Genomic DNA, 19,415 nt, shown 5'->3' on the forward strand with positions numbered 1-19,415 from the left:
GTGCCCGTGACGGTGGGGCGAGTGCGTCACCGAGAGCCTCTCGGCTGGTTCGGCACTATGACCGCCGTGGTGTTCGGCAACCTGGTCGCGTGGGCGATCGTGACCGCTGTGGTGTTGATCCTCTGGATCGGCGCCTGTGGGCTGGCACTGTCCGAGGCCGGGCGGATCCTCGAAGGAGTAGAGAGCTTGCCGTAGCTAGCGCACCGCGTTGACGGGCACGGAATCCGTCTATGCCGGTACAGGTTGGAAGAGCCGTAGGGGTTCTTCCGCTAGAGTCGCGGAGACACTCAGTCCAGCAAAGGGAGACCCGCAATGCGCCCCACCGAACACACCGACAAGAAACCAGAGGCTGCGGAACCAGCCGCGTGACCGTCACAGTGTGGGCCGTGATTGCTGCGGCCGGAGCGAGCGGGGGTTCCGCCGGTTGGACGACAGCGGTGCGCGAGTGGGGACCGGTGATCGCAGCGGCAACGATCGCTGTTGTGGCGGTTCTGACGTTTCGCAGATTGAAGAAGACCGACACCGAGGAGGCGCTAGCCGCTGCCAAGAAGGAAGGCGAGTGGAAGGGCCGCATGGACGCGTTCAAGAAGAACACGACCAAGAGGCTCAAGGGGATCGACAAGAAGGTCGGTGGCATCGACAAGAAGGTCGGGGTCGTCGAAGCAACGGTTCTCCAGATCGAAGCTTGGTTTCAGCGCGCAGGAATCTCCAAGGTGAATAGCCCGCTGACACTGAACGAACTAGCCGAGAGAGCGTGGCGTGAGTTGGACGCCGAGAACTGGCTCGAGCAACACGCGGTAGAAGTGTCGGAGAAGGTCACGGACATGGGCGAGTACGATGTACAGGAATTCTGCTTCGCCCACATGGCGACTCTGGAGTTGGAGCCTGAGCGCCAACGGCGTCTACGGAATGTCGCCTACCACAACGGCCTGACCGAGTTTCAGGTTCGCCAGATCATGGCGATCAAGCTCCGCGATCAGCTCCTAGATCTTGCGGGCTTAGACCGCCCCACTGACGAGAGAGAGCTGCCAGCGCCCCTACCAGGCCCTTGGGATCAACCTCAACAGCGACGGGGCGACCAATGAGAGTTCACTGGAACAAGTGTGGAGACGGGGTTTGGTGCGACCTGCTCAACCTCAATCTGAACCACCCTCACTTCAACGACCTCAAAGGTGTCTACGTGATCTGGCGAGCCTCAGACGGCCGCGTCGTCCGCGTGGGCGCTGGCGAAGTCGCTGCCCGCTTGATGGTGCACCGAAGAGCAACTTGGGCGAAGGCGCACGGCGGACTGCTGGCAACATGGACGAGGATTGAAGACAGCCAACAAGCGGGAGTTGAGCGCTTCCTTGCCGACCAACTCAACCCACTTGAAGGGAGGGCGTACCCCGACGCCGTCCCGATTCCCGTCAATCTGCCTGGACAGTGAGACTCGTAGCGTCTTGATCGCCGGCACGGCACGGCACGACGGCGACCGCCCCTAGCGGATCAGCGATACGGCGAACAGGATCATCGCGGCTCCGACCACGACCGTTCAGCGGTCTGTCATCGGACGCCCAGTAAGGTAGGCCGTCTGCTTGACCTATCCGCAACACAGGCTGATAATGAGCGGGCCTGTCAACAACCGCAGGCACCGATGGGACGACCGAAGGAGACCAGCCGATGAGCCGTCGTGAGGCGGCACCGCGGAACACGTCCGCCAACGCCGCGCGGCCGACCGAGCGCTCGCGGACCGTCAAGAAGGCCGAGCGAGAGGCCGAGTTTCCCGCCCGAATCGAGGAGGCGACGCCAGAGCAGATCGCGAAGGCGATGTTCGCTGCTACGGATCTCCGTCGCCAGAAAGCGTCTGACGGCTAGAACTGCGATACGATGCTCGGTTTCCTCGGTCCCACCGAGGCGCTTCCAGTGACTCACTTCTGGAGGTCCAAATGACGACCAACATTATCCATCTTGATGCCAATCTGGCGTGGCGAGTAGCTCGCTTGGACGAGCGGCACGAGTTCCGCTGGCTCGGCATCTGCGACGAACTGAAGCTGACAGTCGAGTCCTCGACCTATCAGGAACTCCTGGAGGACATCGGGGACGCGCTTGACGCGGTGTTTCTGGACCTCTGCCTAGAAGGCCGCTTGAACGACTTCCTGACCCAGCAAGGATGGAAGATCGTCGATGGTGGCCAGCACTGGCTGGAGACCGACCCGAACGAACTCTCGTTCGACCTCCCCTTCACCCCTCAGCAGATGTCAAGCCGTGATCTCGAGGCGAGTATTCACTAACAAGGTTCGGTCTCTCGGTTACAAGCGGCGTCCCGAGAAGAAGCGGTCCTACCCGTACCGCCACCCTGAAACGCTGCACATCATCCCGATCCCGAAGAGGCAGCAGATCACCGAACCGTTCGTCCGTTCGGCGCTCCGACAAGCTGGACTTGAACCGGAGGAGATCGAGAAGTTCATCGGTGAAGCGACTGCCTGACCTTCGCTGTGCGTTAGGCCACCAGATCCCGATAGCGCAGCCGCTTCCCCTCCATGCCGCGCCACGTTGCGGCCATGCGGTCGAGCGCCGGTAGGCGCCGCAGGTTGTGGCGTCCCGCCGCCGCTTCGACGTGGCGCCGCAGGTGCTTGCGGCTCCACCAGTGGTGGACGCCGATGTAGGAGCGCTTGAGGCCGCTCCAGCTCTCGATGCTCTGAGAATGGGTCTCGGGGTTGTCGCGGTTCACGTACTCGCCGCGGGAGTGCTTGACCGTCCGGTGGCGGTAGGACTCCATCAGATCCTCGTAGCCCCCGTGGTCATCGGTGTAGACGTTGCTGCCGTGGCGGACGTGGCGCTCGCCGAACCGCGTGAGCGTGTCGGCGTCTGGCGTGTCGATCACCGCCACCACCACCGGCCCGTCGCGCTGGATCGCGCCCACGACCGGCTTCTTGCCCCAGAAGTTCTCGCCCGAGTGGAGGAGTCGCTTGGCCCGGTGGCGGTTCCGCTGCTTCCCGCCCACGTAGGTCTCGTCGACCTCTACGGTGCCGCGTGGCTTCGCGGCCCCGACCGGGAACGCCTCGCGGATCCGGTGGAGCATGTATCAGGCGGTCGGCTGCGACCCCGATGTACTCCGCGAGCCGACCGCTCGGGATGCCCTTCGGTTCTGAGTTGAAGAGGTAGATCGCGAGCGCCCACGCGCGGTAGCCGAGCCGACTGGACTGCATGATCGTGCCCTTGCGGACCGAGAAGTGCTTCCGGCAGGCCCGACAGCGGTACGGCATCGTCGGATGGTTGACGGCGCCGTACTCGCACGACCCGCAGTCTGGACACACGGGTCCGTCGGGCCACCGCTGCTCCTCGAACCAGCGCTCGGCCGCCGCGTCGTCAGGGAACTGTGCGACCAGTTCAACGACGCTCAGATTCGGCTTGCTGGCCCGTGACTCCGGTTGTTGGTTCATGGGTGTTCGAGTCGATCAGCGCCCAGCCGACGCCGGCGTGGTAAAGGATTTCGTCAGACCTCGACATCGCACTCGACACGGTCGTTCGGGTCACCTCGAGGCCGGCCTCCAGGACGGCCCTATGAACTGCGCTGACGGGGGCCGGCGCACTGCGAGCCATCAAGAACGGCCTCACGATCTCGAGGACTTGTGCTTCGCGTGAGCCACGCACGCTCCTCTTCTTCGTGGCTCGCCTCGGTGTACGTCCGACGGGGAGTTCGAGTTGTTCTCCCAGCAGCGACGCGAGGTCGGCGGTACGGAGCCGCTCGAGAGCCGCGATCGCCTCGTCAATCGCCTGATCCAGAACCTCCTTCTTCATGGTACTCAGAAGGGCAGCAGTCAGCTTGTCCATTTGGCGCTCCTCGGATTCCTGTGCTACAACTGACAAAGAGAAACGTGTGGGGGGCGGTTTCCCGACCCCCGCCCCATTCCCCGGGGCCCAGTCTTCTGGCCATTGGTTTCTCCCGGTTCGAGCCGGGCGCTGACCTCATCTCCGAATGACGCGGTAGTGCCCGGCTCGTCCTTCGTTACGACAGTGTATCAGGCGTTCGGCGCAATGCAAGCGTGTCACGAAGAAAAATTCGTGACACGATCCGTGACATGCGATGCGTGGCGGAACGCCAGCCAAGGAGAGTGCATGTCCGACACTACGACCTACAGCCGAACCACAGAGAACGCTGAGATTGAGATTGACCCCACGCCTGACGGCGAAGTCCAGATCGAGTTCCCGTCCGCGGTTCTCCCGCTGGATACGTCCCTCGTCCTGAGACTCACTCCCGAAGGGGCTAAGCGCTTCGGGGAGGAACTGATTCGCGTCGCCGATATCGCCGCTCAGGGTTCCGGCGGCGGCTGAACTTCTAGGGCGTTGGCTCACGCTCTAGGCTGCGAGTCCCTTGCGCCTCGCATTTGGCTACTCTCCCGATAGCCCCCCGTGCGAGCGCGGGACGCTAAGCTGACGCTTCGATGCGTCACTTCGCAGCCTCGTCGTTCCTGCCGGCCGGTTTGCTGGTTCTTGTCGGTGCGACTGCACCCGGGCTTTCACAACCCAATCCGGATTCGGGCTGGATCGACCTGACCGCGGGTGGCATCGAAGACGGGTGGCGGCAGCTAGGCGGCGTGGCCGAGTACGCGCTGGAGGACGGTGTCGTCGTCGGCACCGCGGTCATCGAGACGCCCAACTCCTTTCTCGCCACGACGGAGGAGTACGGTGACTTCGCGCTGCAACTGGAGTTCAAGATCGACGAGGGACTCAACGCGGGAGTCCAGATCCGCAGTCACAGCGATCCCGACTATCGCAACGGCACGGTGCACGGCTACCAGGTCGAGATCGATCCGAGCGAGCGGGCGTGGAGCGCCGGGATTTACGACGAGGCCCGGCGCGGCTGGCTGTTTCCGCTGTCCGTGAACCCCGCGGCGAGCCGGGCGTTCCGGCAGGGAGACTGGAACCACCTCTACATCGAGGCGATCGGTCCCGAGATCCGGACCTGGCTGAACAACGTGCCGGCGACGTTCCTGATCGACGAGATGACGCCGCGCGGCTTCATCGCGCTCCAGGTCCACTCGGTCGGACCGGAGCAGGGTGGACTGCAGGTTCGCTATCGGAACGTCCTGCTGCGAACCGAAGACCTGGCGCCGAGCGGACGATCTTTCCCGTACGTCGTCGACACGCGGCCGAACCGCCTCTCCGAAGCGGAGGCGGCAATGGGTTGGAAACTGCTCTTCGACGGCGAGAGCACGGAGGCCTGGCGCGGCGCCCACCGCGAGGACTTCCCCGCCACCGGCTGGGAAGTGCGCGACGGCGAGTTGACGGTGCTCGGCTCGGAAGCAGGCGGGCAACGGGGTGGCGGGATCGTGACGAGGGAGTCCTTCTCGGCGTTCGAGCTCCAGTTGGAGTTCCGGATGACAGAGGGCGCGAACAGCGGCATCAAATACCTGGTCACCGAGGGCTACGGCTCCGCGCCCGGTACGGCGGTAGCGTTCGAGTACCAGATCCTCGACGATATGCGTCATGCCGATGCGGAAGCTGGACGCGACGGCAACCGGACGCTCGCCTCGCTCTACGATCTGCTGCCGGCCACCAAGACCGGGCGCTTCGTCCACGGACCGGGCCGCTACAACCACGCGCGGATCGTCGTTCGCGCCGACGGCGCCGTGGAGCACTGGCTGAACCATCAGCTGGTGCTGGCGTTCGACCGGAAGTCGGCGGAACTCGACGAGGCGATCGCCCTGAGCAAGTTCGCCGGTCGGGAAGGGTTCGGCAAGTGGCCGGAGGGCCGCATTCTGATCCAGGACCATGGCGACGAGGTCGCGTTCCGCAGCATCAAGGTGCGCCGCCTCGACGGCACGGAGTAGGCGGTCCGGAGAGACCTGGGATTCCGGACATGCGCGTGCGCCTCGCCTACGGCCGCGGAGGCCTCATGATCGACGTCCCGAGTGAGCGGACGACGGTCATCATGCCGGTCCAGGCGCCCGCGCTGGCGGATCCCGACGCCGCCCTGACCGCGGCGCTTCGTGCTCCGGTGGCCGGCCCGCCGCTGCGGGAACTGGCAAGCCCCGGTCAGACGGTGGCGATCTCGGTATGCGACATCACGCGGGCCCAGCCGCGGCGGGAGATGGTCGCCGCGGTGCTGCGGGAACTCGAAGGCGCCGTCCGCCCGGAGGACGCCACCATCCTGATCGCGACCGGCACCCACCGGGCGAACACGCCGGCCGAACTCCAGGCGATGCTCGGCAACGAGATTCTCGGCTCATGCCGCGTGATCAACCACGACGCTCGCGATGACTCTTCTCTTGTTGACCTGGGGGAGACCGGCAACGGCGTTCCGACGCGGCTCTGCCGGCACTGGCTGGAGGCGGACCTGCGGATCACGACCGGCTTCGTCGAGCCCCACTTCTTCGCTGGTTTCTCGGGCGGTCCGAAGATGGTCGCCCCGGGGCTCGCCGGGCTCGACACCGTGCTCACCCTGCACGACGCCGTCCGCGTCGGCGATCCCCGGTCAACGTGGGGGATCGTGGAAGACAACCCGCTGCACAGCGACATCCGGGCGATCGCGGCGCGGCCGGAGGCGAAGCCCCACTTCAGTGTCGACGTGCTGCTCGACCGGCAGCAGAGGATCACGCACGTCTTCGCGGGCGAGCTCTTCGAGATGCACCGCCGTGCCTGCGCGGCCGCGAAGCCGATCGCCATGCGGGAGACCAATCACCGGTTCGAAGTCGTGGTGACGACGAACTCCGGCTATCCGCTCGACCAGAACCTCTACCAGGCGGTCAAGGGGATGTCGGCGGCGGCGCAGGTGGTTGCCGACGGTGGAACGATCCTTTGCGCGGCCGAGTGCAGCGATGGCATTCCGGACCACGGCCGCTACGCCGAACTGCTCGGTCGCGGCGGCTCGCCCGAGGAACTGCTCCGGCAGATCGAGGCTCGGCAGGAAGCCGAGCCGGACCAGTGGCAGGTCCAGGTCCAGGCGTTGATCCAGCGGCGCGCCCGGGTGCTGGTCAAGGCGGACGGGCTGAGCGGGGACCAGCTTGCCGCCGCTCACTTCGAGCCGGCGCCCAACCTCGATGCCGCGCTCGCCGAGTGCGTGGCGGCCCGGCCGGACGCGCGTATCTGCGTGCTGCCCGAAGGGCCGCAGACGATTCCCTACGTCGCGGACTGATCGTCGCCGCTTCGCGGCGCAGTATCTAGGCCGCCTTCGGCGGCAGCGGGTCAGAGGACCCGCGCACCCAGAAAAAGGGCCTCCCCGTCGCCGGGGAGGCCCTGAATCTTCGGCCACGGCATCAGGCGCCGTGGCTTCTTCCGGAAGAGCTCAGCCTAGAAGCTGAACCGGCCGCCGATCTGCAACTGGCGCGGCCTCGTGGTCAGGAACGACGGAATCCCGAGAGTGTCGGGCACGACTTCGTTCCTGATGTTGCGCTGACCGAAGCCGACGCCGAAGCTGTTCTGGTCGAACAGGTTGAACGCCTCGACGAAGACGTCGAGGCGCATGCCGTCGCCGAAGCGGAAGAACTTGCCGACCCGTAGGTCAATCGTCTGGATCGACTCGTTCCGCTCCGTGTTCCGGCCGACAACGAGGCCGCCCATGACCGCCCGGTAGTCGGGGCAGTTCCAGCCGACCGAGCTGCAGTAGGCGAAGTCGACGCCGGAGTCGACCAGCGTGTACGGGTAGCCCGACTGGTAGTTCAGGATGCCCGAGATCTGGAAGTCGAGCGGCAACTGGATCATGCCCGTGACCACCAGGCGATGCTCGATGTCGCGATCCGACAGTCCCCAGTCGTAGTCCAGGTTGCCGGTGTCGGAGATCGTGACGCCGGTCGCCGAGCGTTCGTTCGAGTCGGTGTCGCGGTCCTTGCCCCAGGTGTAGTGGGCGCCGAACTGGTAGCGGCCGGTGAAGCGCCTGTTCGCCTTGATCGTGATCGCCTGGTACTCGGACTCGCCGCGGGACTGCCGGACGAGGATCTCGGCTACGTCGTCGCGCACGCGGCCGTCCCACATCGGGCGGCCGTACTCGTCGTAACCACCGAACTGGCGGTTCCAGTCCGTGTTCCGCTGCAGGCCGGTCGCCTCGGCGTAGACTGCATCGACGCCCGCGCTCCAGCCGGAGCCGAGTTCCCGCTCCCAGCCGAGGCTGGCACGAATGGTCTGCGCGTCGTCGAACGCGGGATCGACGTAGGAGATCGCGGGGGTGATCCCCGGCGGCGGGTTCTCGTTGTCGATCGGCGTTCCGAGAGGCACGTAGCCGTTCTCGCCCGCGCGAACGTTGATGCGGCCGTAGTTCGGCGGTACGCCGTTGGCCTGCACCTGGTTGGCGAACAATAGGGTCGGCGTGCGACCGAAGAAGAAGCCGACGCCGCCGCGAAGAACGGACCGGCCCTCATCCGACGCCATGGCGAAGCCGAAGCGAGGCGCCAGGTTCTCCGTATCCGGGATCTGGCGACCGTCCGGCTCGATGTGGTCGAGGCCGTCGGGGTTGTCCGTGGACGTGTAGCGGAGGCCGTAGCTCAGCGTCAGGTTGTCACGCTTCAGGCTGTCCTGGCCGTAGAACGCGAGCGCGGCCTGCGTCTCGTCGTAGTTCGGATAGGTCGAATCTCCGAACCAGATCCGGGCGTTGCTCGCGTTGTTGTTCAGGAAGTCCTCCGGCGACTGGAAGTCGTATCGACCGTCCCGGCTGCCGGCGAAGAGTTGCGCGAGGTCATCCTTCGAGTAGTCGACGCCGAACTTCATGTCGTGGGCGCCGAACAGGTAGGAGAAGTCGTTCTTGATCTGAAGCTGCGACTCCTCGACGAAGATCGGCAGGAAGTCGAACTTGCCCACGCTGTCGCGGGAGCCGAACCGGAACCGGACCTGCGCCTCGATCGGCGTGCCGACCCGCAGGGACAGACGGTCCAGGTTGTCGTCGGCCGACTGGATGCGGAACTCGTTCACGCCGCGGCTGCCGATGACGGAGGTCATCGACGCGATGAAGGACAGCGTGTCCTCCGTCTTGAGCGACTCCTCATCGAGATAGCTGCTCTCGCGCTCGAAGTCGGTCAAGTTGGCTCGCAGGGTGATCAGGTTCGCGTCGCTGATCTGGTGGTCCAGCTTGCCGAACAGGATCTGATTGCTCACCGAGCGCAGGAACAGGCCGGTGGCGGAGCCGTCGGCGTTCCGGTCGAAGCCGTCGACCAGAGCCGCGAAGGCGGGCTCGTTCTGTGCCCGCTGCATGATCAGGTCGTATGTGCTGAAGTCGCCGGTCGACCGCAGCGAACGCGTGAACGGAATGTCCTGGTCGCGCTGGTCGATGCCGAAGTAGTAGTGGGTGCGGTCGCGCTTGAACGGACCACCGATCGAGAAGCCGTAGTTCTGGGTGTCGAACTCGTCGACCGGCCGCGAGCCGTCGTTGCCGAAGTGGTCGTCGAGCGGCGACGAAGGCAGATCCTCGGCCATGCTGTCATCACGGAAGAACGCGAAAGCCGACCCTCTGACCTCGTTCGTGCCGGACTTCGTGACGACGTTGACGAAGGCGCCGCCGTGCCGGCCGTACTCGGCTGAGAAGCCGTTGGTGATGACCTGGAACTGGCGGACCGTGTCCTGAGCGACGATCAGGCCGTCGTTCTCGGTGGCTTCGCCGCCGCGGCCGTAGCCGAAGAAGGTGCTCTTGTTGTCCGCGCCGTCGACCGAGAGTCCGCTGTACATGCCGCGCTGGCCGGCCATCGTCAGGAAGCCGCGGGAGCGGTCGCGCTGTACGCCGGGAGTGAGAATCGCGAAGTCCGTGAAATCGCGGCCCACGGTGGGCAGGCTCTCGATTGCCACCTCGTCGATGTAGTTGGCCGCGCCGGAGCGGCTGACCTCGATGATCGGCGCCTCGGAGGTGACGGTGATCACTTCGGAGGTCGACTCGATCTCGAGCGTCAGGTTGACGTCCTTGATTTGACCGACGAGAACGGAGACGTCGGCTTGCTGTGTGGTCTGCATACCGGAGAGCTCGGCGTTCACCGTGTAGGTGCCGACCTGGAGCGCCTTGGCGCTGTAGAAGCCGTTGGCGTCCGAGATCACGGCACGGGCGATGCCGGTGTCCTGGTTGGTGACGGTCACCGTGGCGCCGGGAATGGCGCCGCCCTCGACATCCGAGATGTAGCCCTGGACGGTGCCGGTGATGGTCTGGGCGAAGCCGGCACCGCCGATCAGGAGGGCGCAGGCCGTTGCCAGGAGGATCGCAAGAAGACGTGCCCGGGGGCGGGTCGACTGCATGGTTGGGTTTCTCCTCTGTGTCTTAGTAGGCGCCGTCGAACTCAACACGAATTCACCGGCGTGCTGTTCACGCTTGGGAAGGACTGTCTTGTCTGTGGATGTGGCGGTGGTGGGGCGCTCGCGCGCAAGGCCACGGACCGGACACGACTATAGAGACCGCTTCGCCCCCCGTCAAAGGAGCGGCTTTCGCTTCAAGATGTTGAATCGGCGGGTCGAGCCAGGGCCTCATGCTGCGAGTCTCGTCCAAGGCGTTGAAGCCATCGTGAAGGGAGGGGGATGCGGGCAAGGATGCCCGTGTTGCCAGGGTTGTCCGGAACGCCCTAAGTCGTTGAGCAAACTGGCAGTTCGGTGCTGCCGGTCAGATACTCGTCGATCCGGGCTGCCGCGCCGCGGCCCTCGTTGATCGCCCAGACGATCAGGCTCTGGCCGCGGCGGCAGTCGCCGGCCGCGAACACGCCCTCGACCGAGGTGGCGTACTGCCCGGGCTCGGCGGCGAAGTTGCTGCGCCGGTCGGTGGCGAGCCCCAGTTGCTCGGCGAGCGTCGCTTCGGGGCCGAGAAAGCCCATCGCCAGCAGCACGAGTTCGGCCTCGAAGGTCTCCTCGGTACCCGGCACCTCCTCCATCGTGAACCGGCCGGCGCTGTCCCGCCGCCAGACGACACGGACCGTCTCGATGCCGGCGACTCCGCCGGCCCCGTCGTCGACGAAGCGCTTCGAGAGGACGGAGAACACCCGCGGGTCGGCGCCGAACCTGGCCGCTGCTTCGGCGTGCGCGTACTCGACGCGGAAGATGCGCGGCCACTCCGGCCAGGGGTTGTCGAGCGCCCGGCCGTCCGGCGGCCGGTCCAGCAGTTCGAAGTTGACAAGCGAAGCGCAGCCGTGCCGGATCGCGGTCGCGATGCAGTCGGCGCCGGTGTCGCCGCCGCCGATCACGATGACGTTCCTGCCTTCGGCGTGAATCGGTGCTTCGACGGGATGGGCACCATCGCTGGGAAGGTCAGCATCGAGGAGCGCGCGGGTGTGCTCGGTCAGGAAGTCCATCGCGAAGTGGATGCCCGAGAGCTCGCGGCCCGGGATGGGCAGATCGCGCGGACGCGTCGCGCCGGCGGCGAGCAGGATCGCGTCGTGGTCGCGACGGAGCTCGCCTGCGTCGACGTTCACGCCGACATGGGCGCCGGTGACGAACCCGATCCCCTCCGCGCGCATCAGGTCGATCCGCCGGTCGACGACCAGGCGCTTGTCGAGCTTCATGTTCGGGATGCCGTACATCAGCAGGCCGCCGATGCGGTCTTCGCGTTCGAACACGGTGACCGAGTGGCCGGCGCTGTTCAACTGCGCCGCAGCGGCAAGGCCCGCGGGCCCGGAACCGACGATTGCCACCTTCTTGCCGGTCCGCTTCGCCGGCGGCCGGGGGACGATCCAGCCCTCCTCGAAACCGCGGTCGACGATCGCGTTCTCGATGTTCTTGATCGTCACGGCCGGATCGGTGATCCCGAGCACGCATGCGCCCTCGCACGGCGCGGGGCAGACGCGACCGGTGAACTCGGGGAAGTTGTTCGTCTGCTCGAGCCTCCGGAGCGCCTCGCGCCAGCGCCCCTGGTAGACGAGGTCGTTCCATTCCGGGATCAGGTTGTCGATCGGGCAGCCGTCGTTCGACTGGCAGAAGGGGACGCCGCAGTCCATGCAGCGGGCGCCCTGCGTGGCCAGGTGCTCTTCGGGCACCGGTCGCAGGAACTCGTCGTAGTGACTCAGGCGGATCAGCGGATCCTGGTACGGAACCGCGGCGCGCGCGTACTCCTTGAAGCCGGTGTCCTTGCCCATGCTCCGCCTGTCCGCGTCGGTCCGCCGACCTCAGGCCGCGGCTTCGGCCTTCGGGATCGTCTGGTCTTCTGGCATCCGCTCCCCGGCCTCGCCCCGTGCCAGGAGAACGCGACGGTAGTCATGGGGCATGACCTGCGTGAACTGACGCACGGCATCGCTCCAGCGCTCGAGCAGCCGGCGCGCCACCGTCGAGCCGGTGAAGCGGGCATGCCGCGCGACCAGTTGCCGGAGTTCGCTCCGGTACTCGTCGCCGACGGGCTCGAGTCCCACCATCTCGAAGTTGCAGTTGTTCTCCAGGTCCTTGTGCGGATCGAAGACCCAGGCGATTCCGCCGCTCATGCCGGCCGCGAAGTTGCGCCCGGTCGGGCCCAGGATCACCGCGCGGCCGCCGGTCATGTACTCGCAGCCGTGGTCGCCGATCCCCTCGATGACCGCGCGGGCGCCCGAGTTGCGGACGCAGAAGCGTTCCGCTGCGCGGCCGCGGAAGAACGCTTCGCCGCCGGTGGCGCCGTAGAGCGCGACGTTGCCGATCAGGACGTTCTCTTCGGCGACGAATCGGGACCGGCGCGGTGGGTAGAGGATGAGCCTTCCGCCCGACAGCCCCTTGCCGACGTAGTCGTTGCCGTCGCCCTCGAGTTCGATCGTGATGCCGGGCGCGAGGAAGGCGCCGAGGCTCTGGCCCGCGCTGCCGGCGAGCGAGATGTGGATCGTGTCGTCGGACAGGCCGTGCTCGCCGCGCGCCTTCATGAGCTCGTGGCTGAGCATCGTGCCGATGGTGCGTTGGGTGTTCTCGATGGGCAGGTCGATCCGCACGCGGGAACCGCGCTCGAGTGCCGGCCGGGCGCGGTCGATCAACTCGTTGTCGAGCGCGTACTCGAGCGCGTGGTCCTGTTCGATCGTCTGCACGACCTCGACGCCTTCGTGCCTGCGCACCGCCGGTTGCAGCACGGCGGAGAGGTCGAGGCCCTCGGTCTTCTCGTTCAGGACCGCGAGTTCGGGCAGGAACAGGTCCGTCCGGCCGACCAGCTCCCGCATCGTCGCCACGCCGAGGCTCGCCATGAGCCGCCGCGTCTCCTCGGCGACGAGGAAGAGGTAGTTGACAACCTCCTCCGGCGTGCCCTCGAACTTGGCGCGCAGCTCCGGATCCTGGGTGGCGATGCCGACCGGGCAGGTGTTCAGGTGGCACTTGCGCATCATGATGCAGCCGATCGTGATCAGCGGCGCGGTGGAGAAGCCGAACTCCTCGGCGCCGAGCATGCAGGCGACGACGACGTCGCGGCCGGTCTTGAGCTGGCCGTCGGTCTGGAGGATTACCCGCGAGCGCAGGTCGCTCAGCACCAGCGTCTGGTGGGTCTCGGCGATGCCGAGTTCCCAGGGCAGGCCGGCGTGCTTGATGCTGGTGAGCGGCGAAGCGCCGGTGCCGCCGTCATGGCCCGAGATCAGGATGTGGTCGGCGTGGGCCTTGGCGACGCCGGCGGCGACCGTGCCGACGCCGACCTCGGAGACGAGCTTCACGCTGACCCTGGCGCCCGGGTTCGAGTTCTTCAGATCGTGGATGAGCTGCTTCAGGTCCTCGATCGAGTAGATGTCGTGGTGGGGCGGCGGCGAGATGAGGCCGACGCCGGGCGTGGAGTACCGGGTCCGCGCGATGATCTCGTCCACCTTGTGGCCGGGCAGTTCGCCGCCCTCGCCCGGCTTGGCGCCCTGGGCGATCTTGATCTGCAGTTCGTCGGAGTTGGTCAGGTACCACGAGGTGACGCCGAAGCGGCCGGAGGCGACCTGCTTGATGGCCGAGCGGCGAAGGTCGCCGTTGGCGTCCGGCGTGAAGCGGGACGGGTCCTCGCCGCCCTCGCCGGTGTTGCTCTTGCCGCCGAGGCGGTTCATCGCGATGGCGAGCGTCTCGTGGCTTTCGGCCGAGATCGAGCCGAAGCTCATCGCGCCCGTGCAGAAGCGCTTGACGATCTCGCTCGCCGGCTCGACCTCGTCGAGCGGCAGCGGTTCGAGGTCCGTGCGGAACTGGAGCAGGCCGCGCAGCGAACACTTCCGCGTCGTGTCCTCGTTGGCGAGTCGGGCGAAGCTCTCGTAGGCCTCCGTACTGTTCGTGCGGGCCGCGTTCTGGAGCCGCGAGATCATCTGCGGGTTCCACATGTGGCGTTCGCCGCCGGCGCGCCAGTGGTAGTCGCCCGGATTCGCGAGCTCGGCGACACGGTCGCGGTCGTCGGCGGGAAAGCCGCGGGCGTGACGCTTCAGCGCGTCCTTTGCCAGCCGTTCGAGGCCGGCACCCTCGATCCGGCTGGCGGTGCCGGCGAAGCAGCGGTCGATCACTTCGGTGGAAAGGCCCACCGCCTCGAAGATCTGGGCGCCCTTGTAGCTCTGCAGCGTGGAGATGCCCATCTTGGCCATCACCTTGAGCATCCCCTTCCTGACTCCCTTGCGATAGCGGTCGACGACCGCCTGGTCGTCGGCCGCGGCCGGCAGCCGGCCCTGGCGGCGCGCCTGCCAGAGCGCTTCGAAGGTCAGGTAGGGGTTGATCGCGTCGGCGCCGTAGCCGACCAGCAGGCAGTGATGGTGCACCTCGCGCGCCTCGCCGCTCTCGAGCAGCAGGCCGACCCGGGTGCGCTTGATCGTCCGCAGCAGGTGGTGATGGACGGCGCCGCAGGCGAGCAGCGTGGGCACGGGGACGCGGTTGGGGCCGGCGGCCCGGTCGGACAGGGCAACGAAGCTGCAGCCGTCGTCGACCGCCTGCTCGGCTTCCGCGCACAGGCGGTCGAGAGCGTTGCCGAGGCCCGAGGCGCCCTCTTCGAGGGGCCAGGTGGCGTCGAGCGTGCGGCAGGAGAAGCCAGCGTCGCCGGCGTCGGCGAGCGCCGCGAACTCCCGGTTGCTGAGGATCGGATGAGGAAGGCGGACGCGCCGGCAGTGGTCGGCCGTCGTCTCCAGCAGGTTGCGCTCGGGGCCGATCGTGCAGTCGACCGACATGACGACTTCCTCGCGGATCGAGTCGATCGCCGGGTTCGTGACCTGGGCGAAGAGCTGCTTGAAGTAGTCGTAGACCGGGCGGTCCTGGTCGGAGAGGAAGGCGAGCGCGGTGTCGTTGCCCATCGATCCGATCGGATCGCGCTGCTCCTCGATCAGGGGGCGCAGCATGAAGCGCATCGTCTCGCCGGTGTAGCCGAACGCCTGCAGGCTACGGGTCAGGGTGTCGTCGTCCATCGACGCCTGGTTCGCGGGCGCGTTGCCGTTGCTTTGGGCGTGGGCGACGAGATCGGCGAGGTCGGTGCGGTTCTCCAGCCACTCGGCGTAGGGTCGTCTGCCGGCGAACGTGCTCTTCAGCTCTTCGTCGGCGACGATGCGGCCGAGATCGAAGTCGACCAGGAACATCCGGCCGGGCTTGAGCCTCCCCTTGCGCAGCACCCGCTCCGGCTCGACCGGGACGACGCCGGCCTCGGACGCCATGATGACCAGGTCGTCGTCGGTGACGTAGTAGCGGCTCGGACGCAGGCCGTTGCGGTCGAGCACCGCGCCGATGTAGCGGCCGTCGGTGAAGGCGATCGACGCCGGGCCGTCCCAGGGCTCCATCAGGCAGGAGTGGTAGTCGTAGAACGCCTTCTTCGCGGCGTCCATGTGCGGGTCGTTCTGCCACGCCTCCGGGATCATCATCATGACCGCCTCCTGGAGGGTGCGGCCCGTGAGCAGCAGGAACTCGAGCACGTTGTCGAAGCTGCCGGAGTCGGAGCAATCGGGTTCGACGACCGGGAAGGCGAGGGGGAGGTCGTCCCCGAACAGGTCGCTCTCAAGCACGCCTTCGCGAGCGTGCATCCAGTTCATGTTGCCGCGCAGCGTGTTGATCTCGCCGTTGTGGCTCATGAAGCGGTTCGGCTGGGCGCGGTCCCAGGACGGGAAGGTGTTCGTGGCGAAGCGCGAGTGGACCATCGCGAGGTGCGATTCGTAATCCGGCGCCGCCAGATCCGGGAAGAACGGCACGAGCTGGCCGGAGGTCAGCATGCCCTTGTAGATGATCACCCGCGTCGACAGCGAGCAGACGTAGAACATCTGCGCTTCGGCGAGCGCATCGTTGCCGCGCAAGCGGATCGTCGCCTGCTTGCGGATCAGGTAGAGCTCGCGTTCGAAGGCGTCCTGGTCGAGCCCGTCGGCCGCGCGGATGAAGAGCTGTTCGATGACCGGCATCGAGTCGATTGCCGTGGCGCCGATGTCCGCGACCTCGGGGCGGGTCGGCACCTTGCGCCAGCCGATGAGCTGCTGGCCGCGCTCCGCGACGATCTCCTCCACGACTCGCCGGCACAGCTCGCGTTCGCCGTCGTCCTGGGGCAGGAAGAAGACGCCGGCGGAGAAGGTGCCGGGCGCTCCGAGTTCGGCGCCGAACTCGTCGGCGGCGACGCGCCGGAGCAGGGCGTGCGGCAGTGCGGTCAGCATGCCGGCGCCGTCTCCGGTGTTCGGTTCGCAGCCGCAGGCGCCCCGATGGTCCATCTGCGTCAACATGTGGGCGGCCTGCTGCATCAGCCGGTGGCTGCGTTCGCCGCGGACGTGGGCGATGAAGCCGACGCCGCAGGCGTCGTGCTCGTAGGCCGGGTCGTACAGACCGATCTTGCCGGGACGGAGCTTCATGCCGCCTCTCCGCGCTCTGCTATTGCCTCGTCGTCCGCGGGCATCGGCCCGGCGTTCTCGGTCAGGAAGGCGGCGAATTCTTCGGCGGCCTGACGGAGGCGGCCGCGGGCGTAGACGATTCCCACCGGCCGCTCGAGCGGCGGGTCGAGCGGCACCGCGGCGAGCAGTCCCGCGCGCACTTCGGCGAGAAACGTCCTGAGCGGCAGGATCGCGGCGTAGTCGGTCGCCTGCAGCATGCTCTTGAACGTGTCGATGTTGTCGAGCCGCTGGGCGAACACGGCCTCGGCCCCGTTCCCGACCAGGTAGCTGCGAATGTGGCGCGCGGCGGGGAGTTCGTGGGTGAAGTGGATCAACTCGCGGCCGTCGAGGTCGGCGGCCAGCACGCGCTTGGCGCCGGCCAGTTCGTGGTTCACGCCGCAGGCCAAGCACATCCGCTCCTCCCGCAGCGGGCGCGATTGCAGGCCGGGCCACTGCTCCGGGTAGGAGACGATGCCGAAGTCGCAGCGGCCGGTTCGCGCCGCCTCGGCCACCGCGGCCGGCGGTTCGTACTCGATCTGCACGTCGAGTTCCGGTCGCTGGAGCTGGAACTCGGCCCGCAACTGGTTGAGCAGGGCGATGCCGGCGGAGTAGATCGCGTGGACCCGGACCGTCCCGCCCCGCTTCGGATCGAGACGGGAGACACTGCGCGCCAGGGCGTCGTAGCGGGCGACGAGTTCGCGTCCCTCGCGGGACACGAGTTCGCCGGCGGGAGTCAGCACGAAGGGCCGCTTGGAGCGGTCGAGGAGCCGCGTTCCGAAGAGCTCCTCCAGGTGCTGGATGCGCTGGCTAACCGCCGACTGGGTGATCCCGTGAAGCTCGGCTGCGCGGCTGAAGCTGCGCAAATCCGCGACATCGCAGAAGATCCTGAGCCCTTGCATCGTAAGGGCGGGATCTTACATTAGGTCGATCTCATGGAGCAACCGCAGAGCATTAGAGAAGCTGATGTTAGAGCCGCCTACCCCAACCGCCAGTAGAACACCACGAGATACGCCGCGAGCAGCACCGCGACCCACAACGCCATCGACGCCGTGAGCCACGAGCGCCCGAGGAACCCCTGCGGGCCCAGGTGACGCTGCGCCGTTTCGAGCGCGGCGGCGGCGAGCCGGCCGGCAACGGCGTAGCCGGTGCGGTGCGTTGCGGTGAACGCGGTGGCGACGCCGTCCCAGATGCGGAACCCGACCCGTCGGTAGAGCCAGTCGGCGTCGAGGTTCACGGAGCGCAACTCGGGGGGATAGAGGCCGGTGCGCATGAGCGTCGCGAAGGCGAGCGCCGAGAAGAAGAGGAGCTGGCTCTGGGTGATGACGTGGGTCGTCGTGTACACGTCGTAGTCGACCGGGTAGGGCAGCAGCCCGTAGAAGGGGTTCGCGACGCCGAACCACATCTCGGCCAGCGGGAACAGGCCGATCGCCATGCTCGCGGCGGCCGCCAGGACCATCGCGACGATCATCGATCGCGGCGCCTCCTTGCAGCGGATGCCGGAGTCGTGGTGGAAGAAGGCGAAGAAGGGGATCTTGATCCCTGCGTGATGGAAGACGCCGGCGGAGGCGAACAGGAGCACGAGCCAGAGCCCGAAGTACTCCTTGTACACGGCCGCGCTCATGATGAGCGACTTCGTCGCGAAGGCGGAAAACAGCGGGAAGGCCGAGATGGACGCGGCGCCGATGATGCACAGCCCGGTCGTGATCGGCATTGACTTGTAGAGGCCGCCGAGGTCCGAGCCGTTCACGTGGCCGACCCGGTAGAGCACCGCCCCCATCGCCATGAACAGGAGGCCCTTGAAGAGGATGTCGGCGAAGGCATGGGCTACGGCGCCGTTGATCGCCAGCTCGGTGCCGATGCCGATGCCGACGACCATGAAGCCGAGCTGGTTCGTCATGCTGTAGGCGAGCACCCGGCGCAGGTCGTTCTCGATCACCGCGAAGAAGATCGGAAACGCGGTCATCAGCGCGCCGATCCAGATCAATTCGGACTGGCCGGGGAAGGCGCGCGCCAGGGCGTAGATCGCGAACTTGGTCGTGAACGCCGACAGGAACACGGCGCCGGCCGGGGTCGACTCGGGGTACGCGTCGATCAGCCAACTGTGCAGCAGCGGGAAGGCCGCCTTGAGTCCGAAGGCGAGGAAGATGAGGGTCGCCGCCAGGTTCGAGAAGCCAAGCCCGCCGTCCTCGAGGAAGCCCGTCAGGTTGCGGAACTCCGCCCAGCCGGGGCCCGCGCCGACTTCGTGGCGGAGCAGCACGATGCCGGCGAGCAGCAGGACGCCCGAGACCATCTGCATCCCCAGGTAGCGGAGGCCGGCGCCGGCCGCCCTGCCGCTTCTCCGGACCCAGACCAGCAGCGCCGACGACACGGCGGCGACCTCCCAGAACAGGAACAGCGTCCAGAGATCGCCGGCCAGCACTACGCCCAGGGCCGACCCGGCGTAGAACACCCCGACGAGCGGCTGGAAGTTGTCCTTGACGTAGAACGAGTAGATGCTGCCGATCAGCGCCGCCAGGTGGAAGATGACGACGAAGATCCGGCTCAGGGGATCGATCCGGACGAGCGTCAGGGTCTGGCCGAAGAGTTCGAACTGGGCGTAGTCGCCGAGGTCGAGGCCCCAGAAGCGCCAGAGGGAGTAGATCGGCAGGGCCAGGAGCAGCGCGCGTAGGGCGGTGCGCGGCAGCACGTTGCGCGGCGCCGCGGCCAGGACCACGCTGCCGAGCATGAGCAGCAGCGGCGGCGACAGCAGGAGTTCCGTCATCCGGG

The 19,415-nt window shown here is 67.0% G+C and carries 14 protein-coding genes; 7 read left to right on the forward strand and 7 right to left on the reverse strand.

What is annotated here, in order from left to right; all coding sequences use genetic code 11:
• Positions 1-57: 57 nt before the first annotated feature.
• From OXI49_03275 to OXI49_03290, 4 genes are all read left to right on the forward strand, one after another.
• Positions 58-195, forward strand: a complete 138-nt coding sequence (locus tag OXI49_03275; protein ID MDE2689507.1) for a hypothetical protein — start codon at positions 58-60, stop codon at positions 193-195.
• 170 nt (positions 196-365) lie between these two features.
• Positions 366-1,085 carry a hypothetical protein gene (locus OXI49_03280; protein ID MDE2689508.1) on the forward strand — a complete coding sequence of 240 codons (720 nt, stop codon included), beginning with the start codon at positions 366-368 and terminating at the stop codon, positions 1,083-1,085.
• Between the two features lie 574 nt (positions 1,086-1,659).
• On the forward strand, positions 1,660-1,854 hold the full coding sequence (locus OXI49_03285; protein MDE2689509.1) for a hypothetical protein: 195 nt from the start codon (positions 1,660-1,662) through the stop codon (positions 1,852-1,854).
• A 71-nt stretch (positions 1,855-1,925) separates the two neighbouring features.
• Positions 1,926-2,270, forward strand: coding sequence for a hypothetical protein (locus OXI49_03290; GenBank protein ID MDE2689510.1), 345 nt, complete (start codon positions 1,926-1,928; stop codon positions 2,268-2,270).
• Positions 2,271-2,479: 209 nt separating this feature from the next.
• On the opposite strand, the gene OXI49_03295 is transcribed toward OXI49_03290, so the two are convergent.
• Entirely contained in the window at positions 2,480-3,061 is a 582-nt protein-coding gene (locus OXI49_03295; GenBank protein ID MDE2689511.1) for an IS1595 family transposase, read from the reverse strand.
• A gap of 308 nt (positions 3,062-3,369) precedes the next feature.
• Positions 3,370-3,813: a hypothetical protein gene (locus OXI49_03300; GenBank protein MDE2689512.1), complete on the reverse strand. Its 444-nt coding sequence runs from the start codon at positions 3,811-3,813 to the stop codon at positions 3,370-3,372.
• Positions 3,814-4,098: 285 nt separating this feature from the next.
• On the opposite strand from OXI49_03300, the gene OXI49_03305 reads away from it, so the two are divergent.
• The 3 genes from OXI49_03305 (at position 4,099) to larA (ending at position 7,117) form a co-directional block, all read left to right on the forward strand.
• Entirely contained in the window at positions 4,099-4,314 is a 216-nt protein-coding gene (locus tag OXI49_03305; GenBank protein MDE2689513.1) for a hypothetical protein, read from the forward strand.
• A 110-nt stretch (positions 4,315-4,424) separates the two neighbouring features.
• Positions 4,425-5,813 (forward strand): DUF1080 domain-containing protein, encoded by a 1,389-nt coding sequence (locus tag OXI49_03310; protein ID MDE2689514.1) that lies wholly within the window; start codon positions 4,425-4,427, stop codon positions 5,811-5,813.
• Between the two features lie 29 nt (positions 5,814-5,842).
• Positions 5,843-7,117: a nickel-dependent lactate racemase gene (larA, locus tag OXI49_03315; protein ID MDE2689515.1), complete on the forward strand. Its 1,275-nt coding sequence runs from the start codon at positions 5,843-5,845 to the stop codon at positions 7,115-7,117.
• Positions 7,118-7,272: 155 nt separating this feature from the next.
• Here larA and OXI49_03320 read toward each other — a convergent pair whose 3' ends face one another.
• The 5 genes from OXI49_03320 to OXI49_03340 all read right to left on the reverse strand — a co-directional run bounded on the left by OXI49_03320 (position 7,273) and on the right by OXI49_03340 (position 19,410).
• Positions 7,273-10,188, reverse strand: coding sequence for a carboxypeptidase regulatory-like domain-containing protein (locus tag OXI49_03320; protein MDE2689516.1), 2,916 nt, complete (start codon positions 10,186-10,188; stop codon positions 7,273-7,275).
• Positions 10,189-10,508: 320 nt separating this feature from the next.
• Positions 10,509-12,008 (reverse strand): glutamate synthase subunit beta, encoded by a 1,500-nt coding sequence (locus tag OXI49_03325; GenBank protein MDE2689517.1) that lies wholly within the window; start codon positions 12,006-12,008, stop codon positions 10,509-10,511.
• A 30-nt stretch (positions 12,009-12,038) separates the two neighbouring features.
• Entirely contained in the window at positions 12,039-16,631 is a 4,593-nt protein-coding gene (gltB, locus tag OXI49_03330) for a glutamate synthase large subunit (protein MDE2689518.1), read from the reverse strand.
• Entirely contained in the window at positions 16,628-17,548 is a 921-nt protein-coding gene (locus tag OXI49_03335; protein MDE2689519.1) for a LysR family transcriptional regulator, read from the reverse strand. The genes gltB and OXI49_03335 overlap by 4 nt, the downstream gene beginning before the upstream one ends.
• 77 nt (positions 17,549-17,625) lie before the next feature.
• Complete coding sequence (locus tag OXI49_03340) at positions 17,626-19,410, reverse strand: Na(+)/H(+) antiporter subunit D (protein ID MDE2689520.1); 1,785 nt, start codon at positions 19,408-19,410, stop codon at positions 17,626-17,628.
• Positions 19,411-19,415: the final 5 nt, after the last annotated feature.

This window comes from Acidobacteriota bacterium, from assembly GCA_028875725.1.
Taxonomy (GTDB): domain Bacteria; phylum Acidobacteriota; class Thermoanaerobaculia; order Multivoradales; family Multivoraceae; genus Multivorans.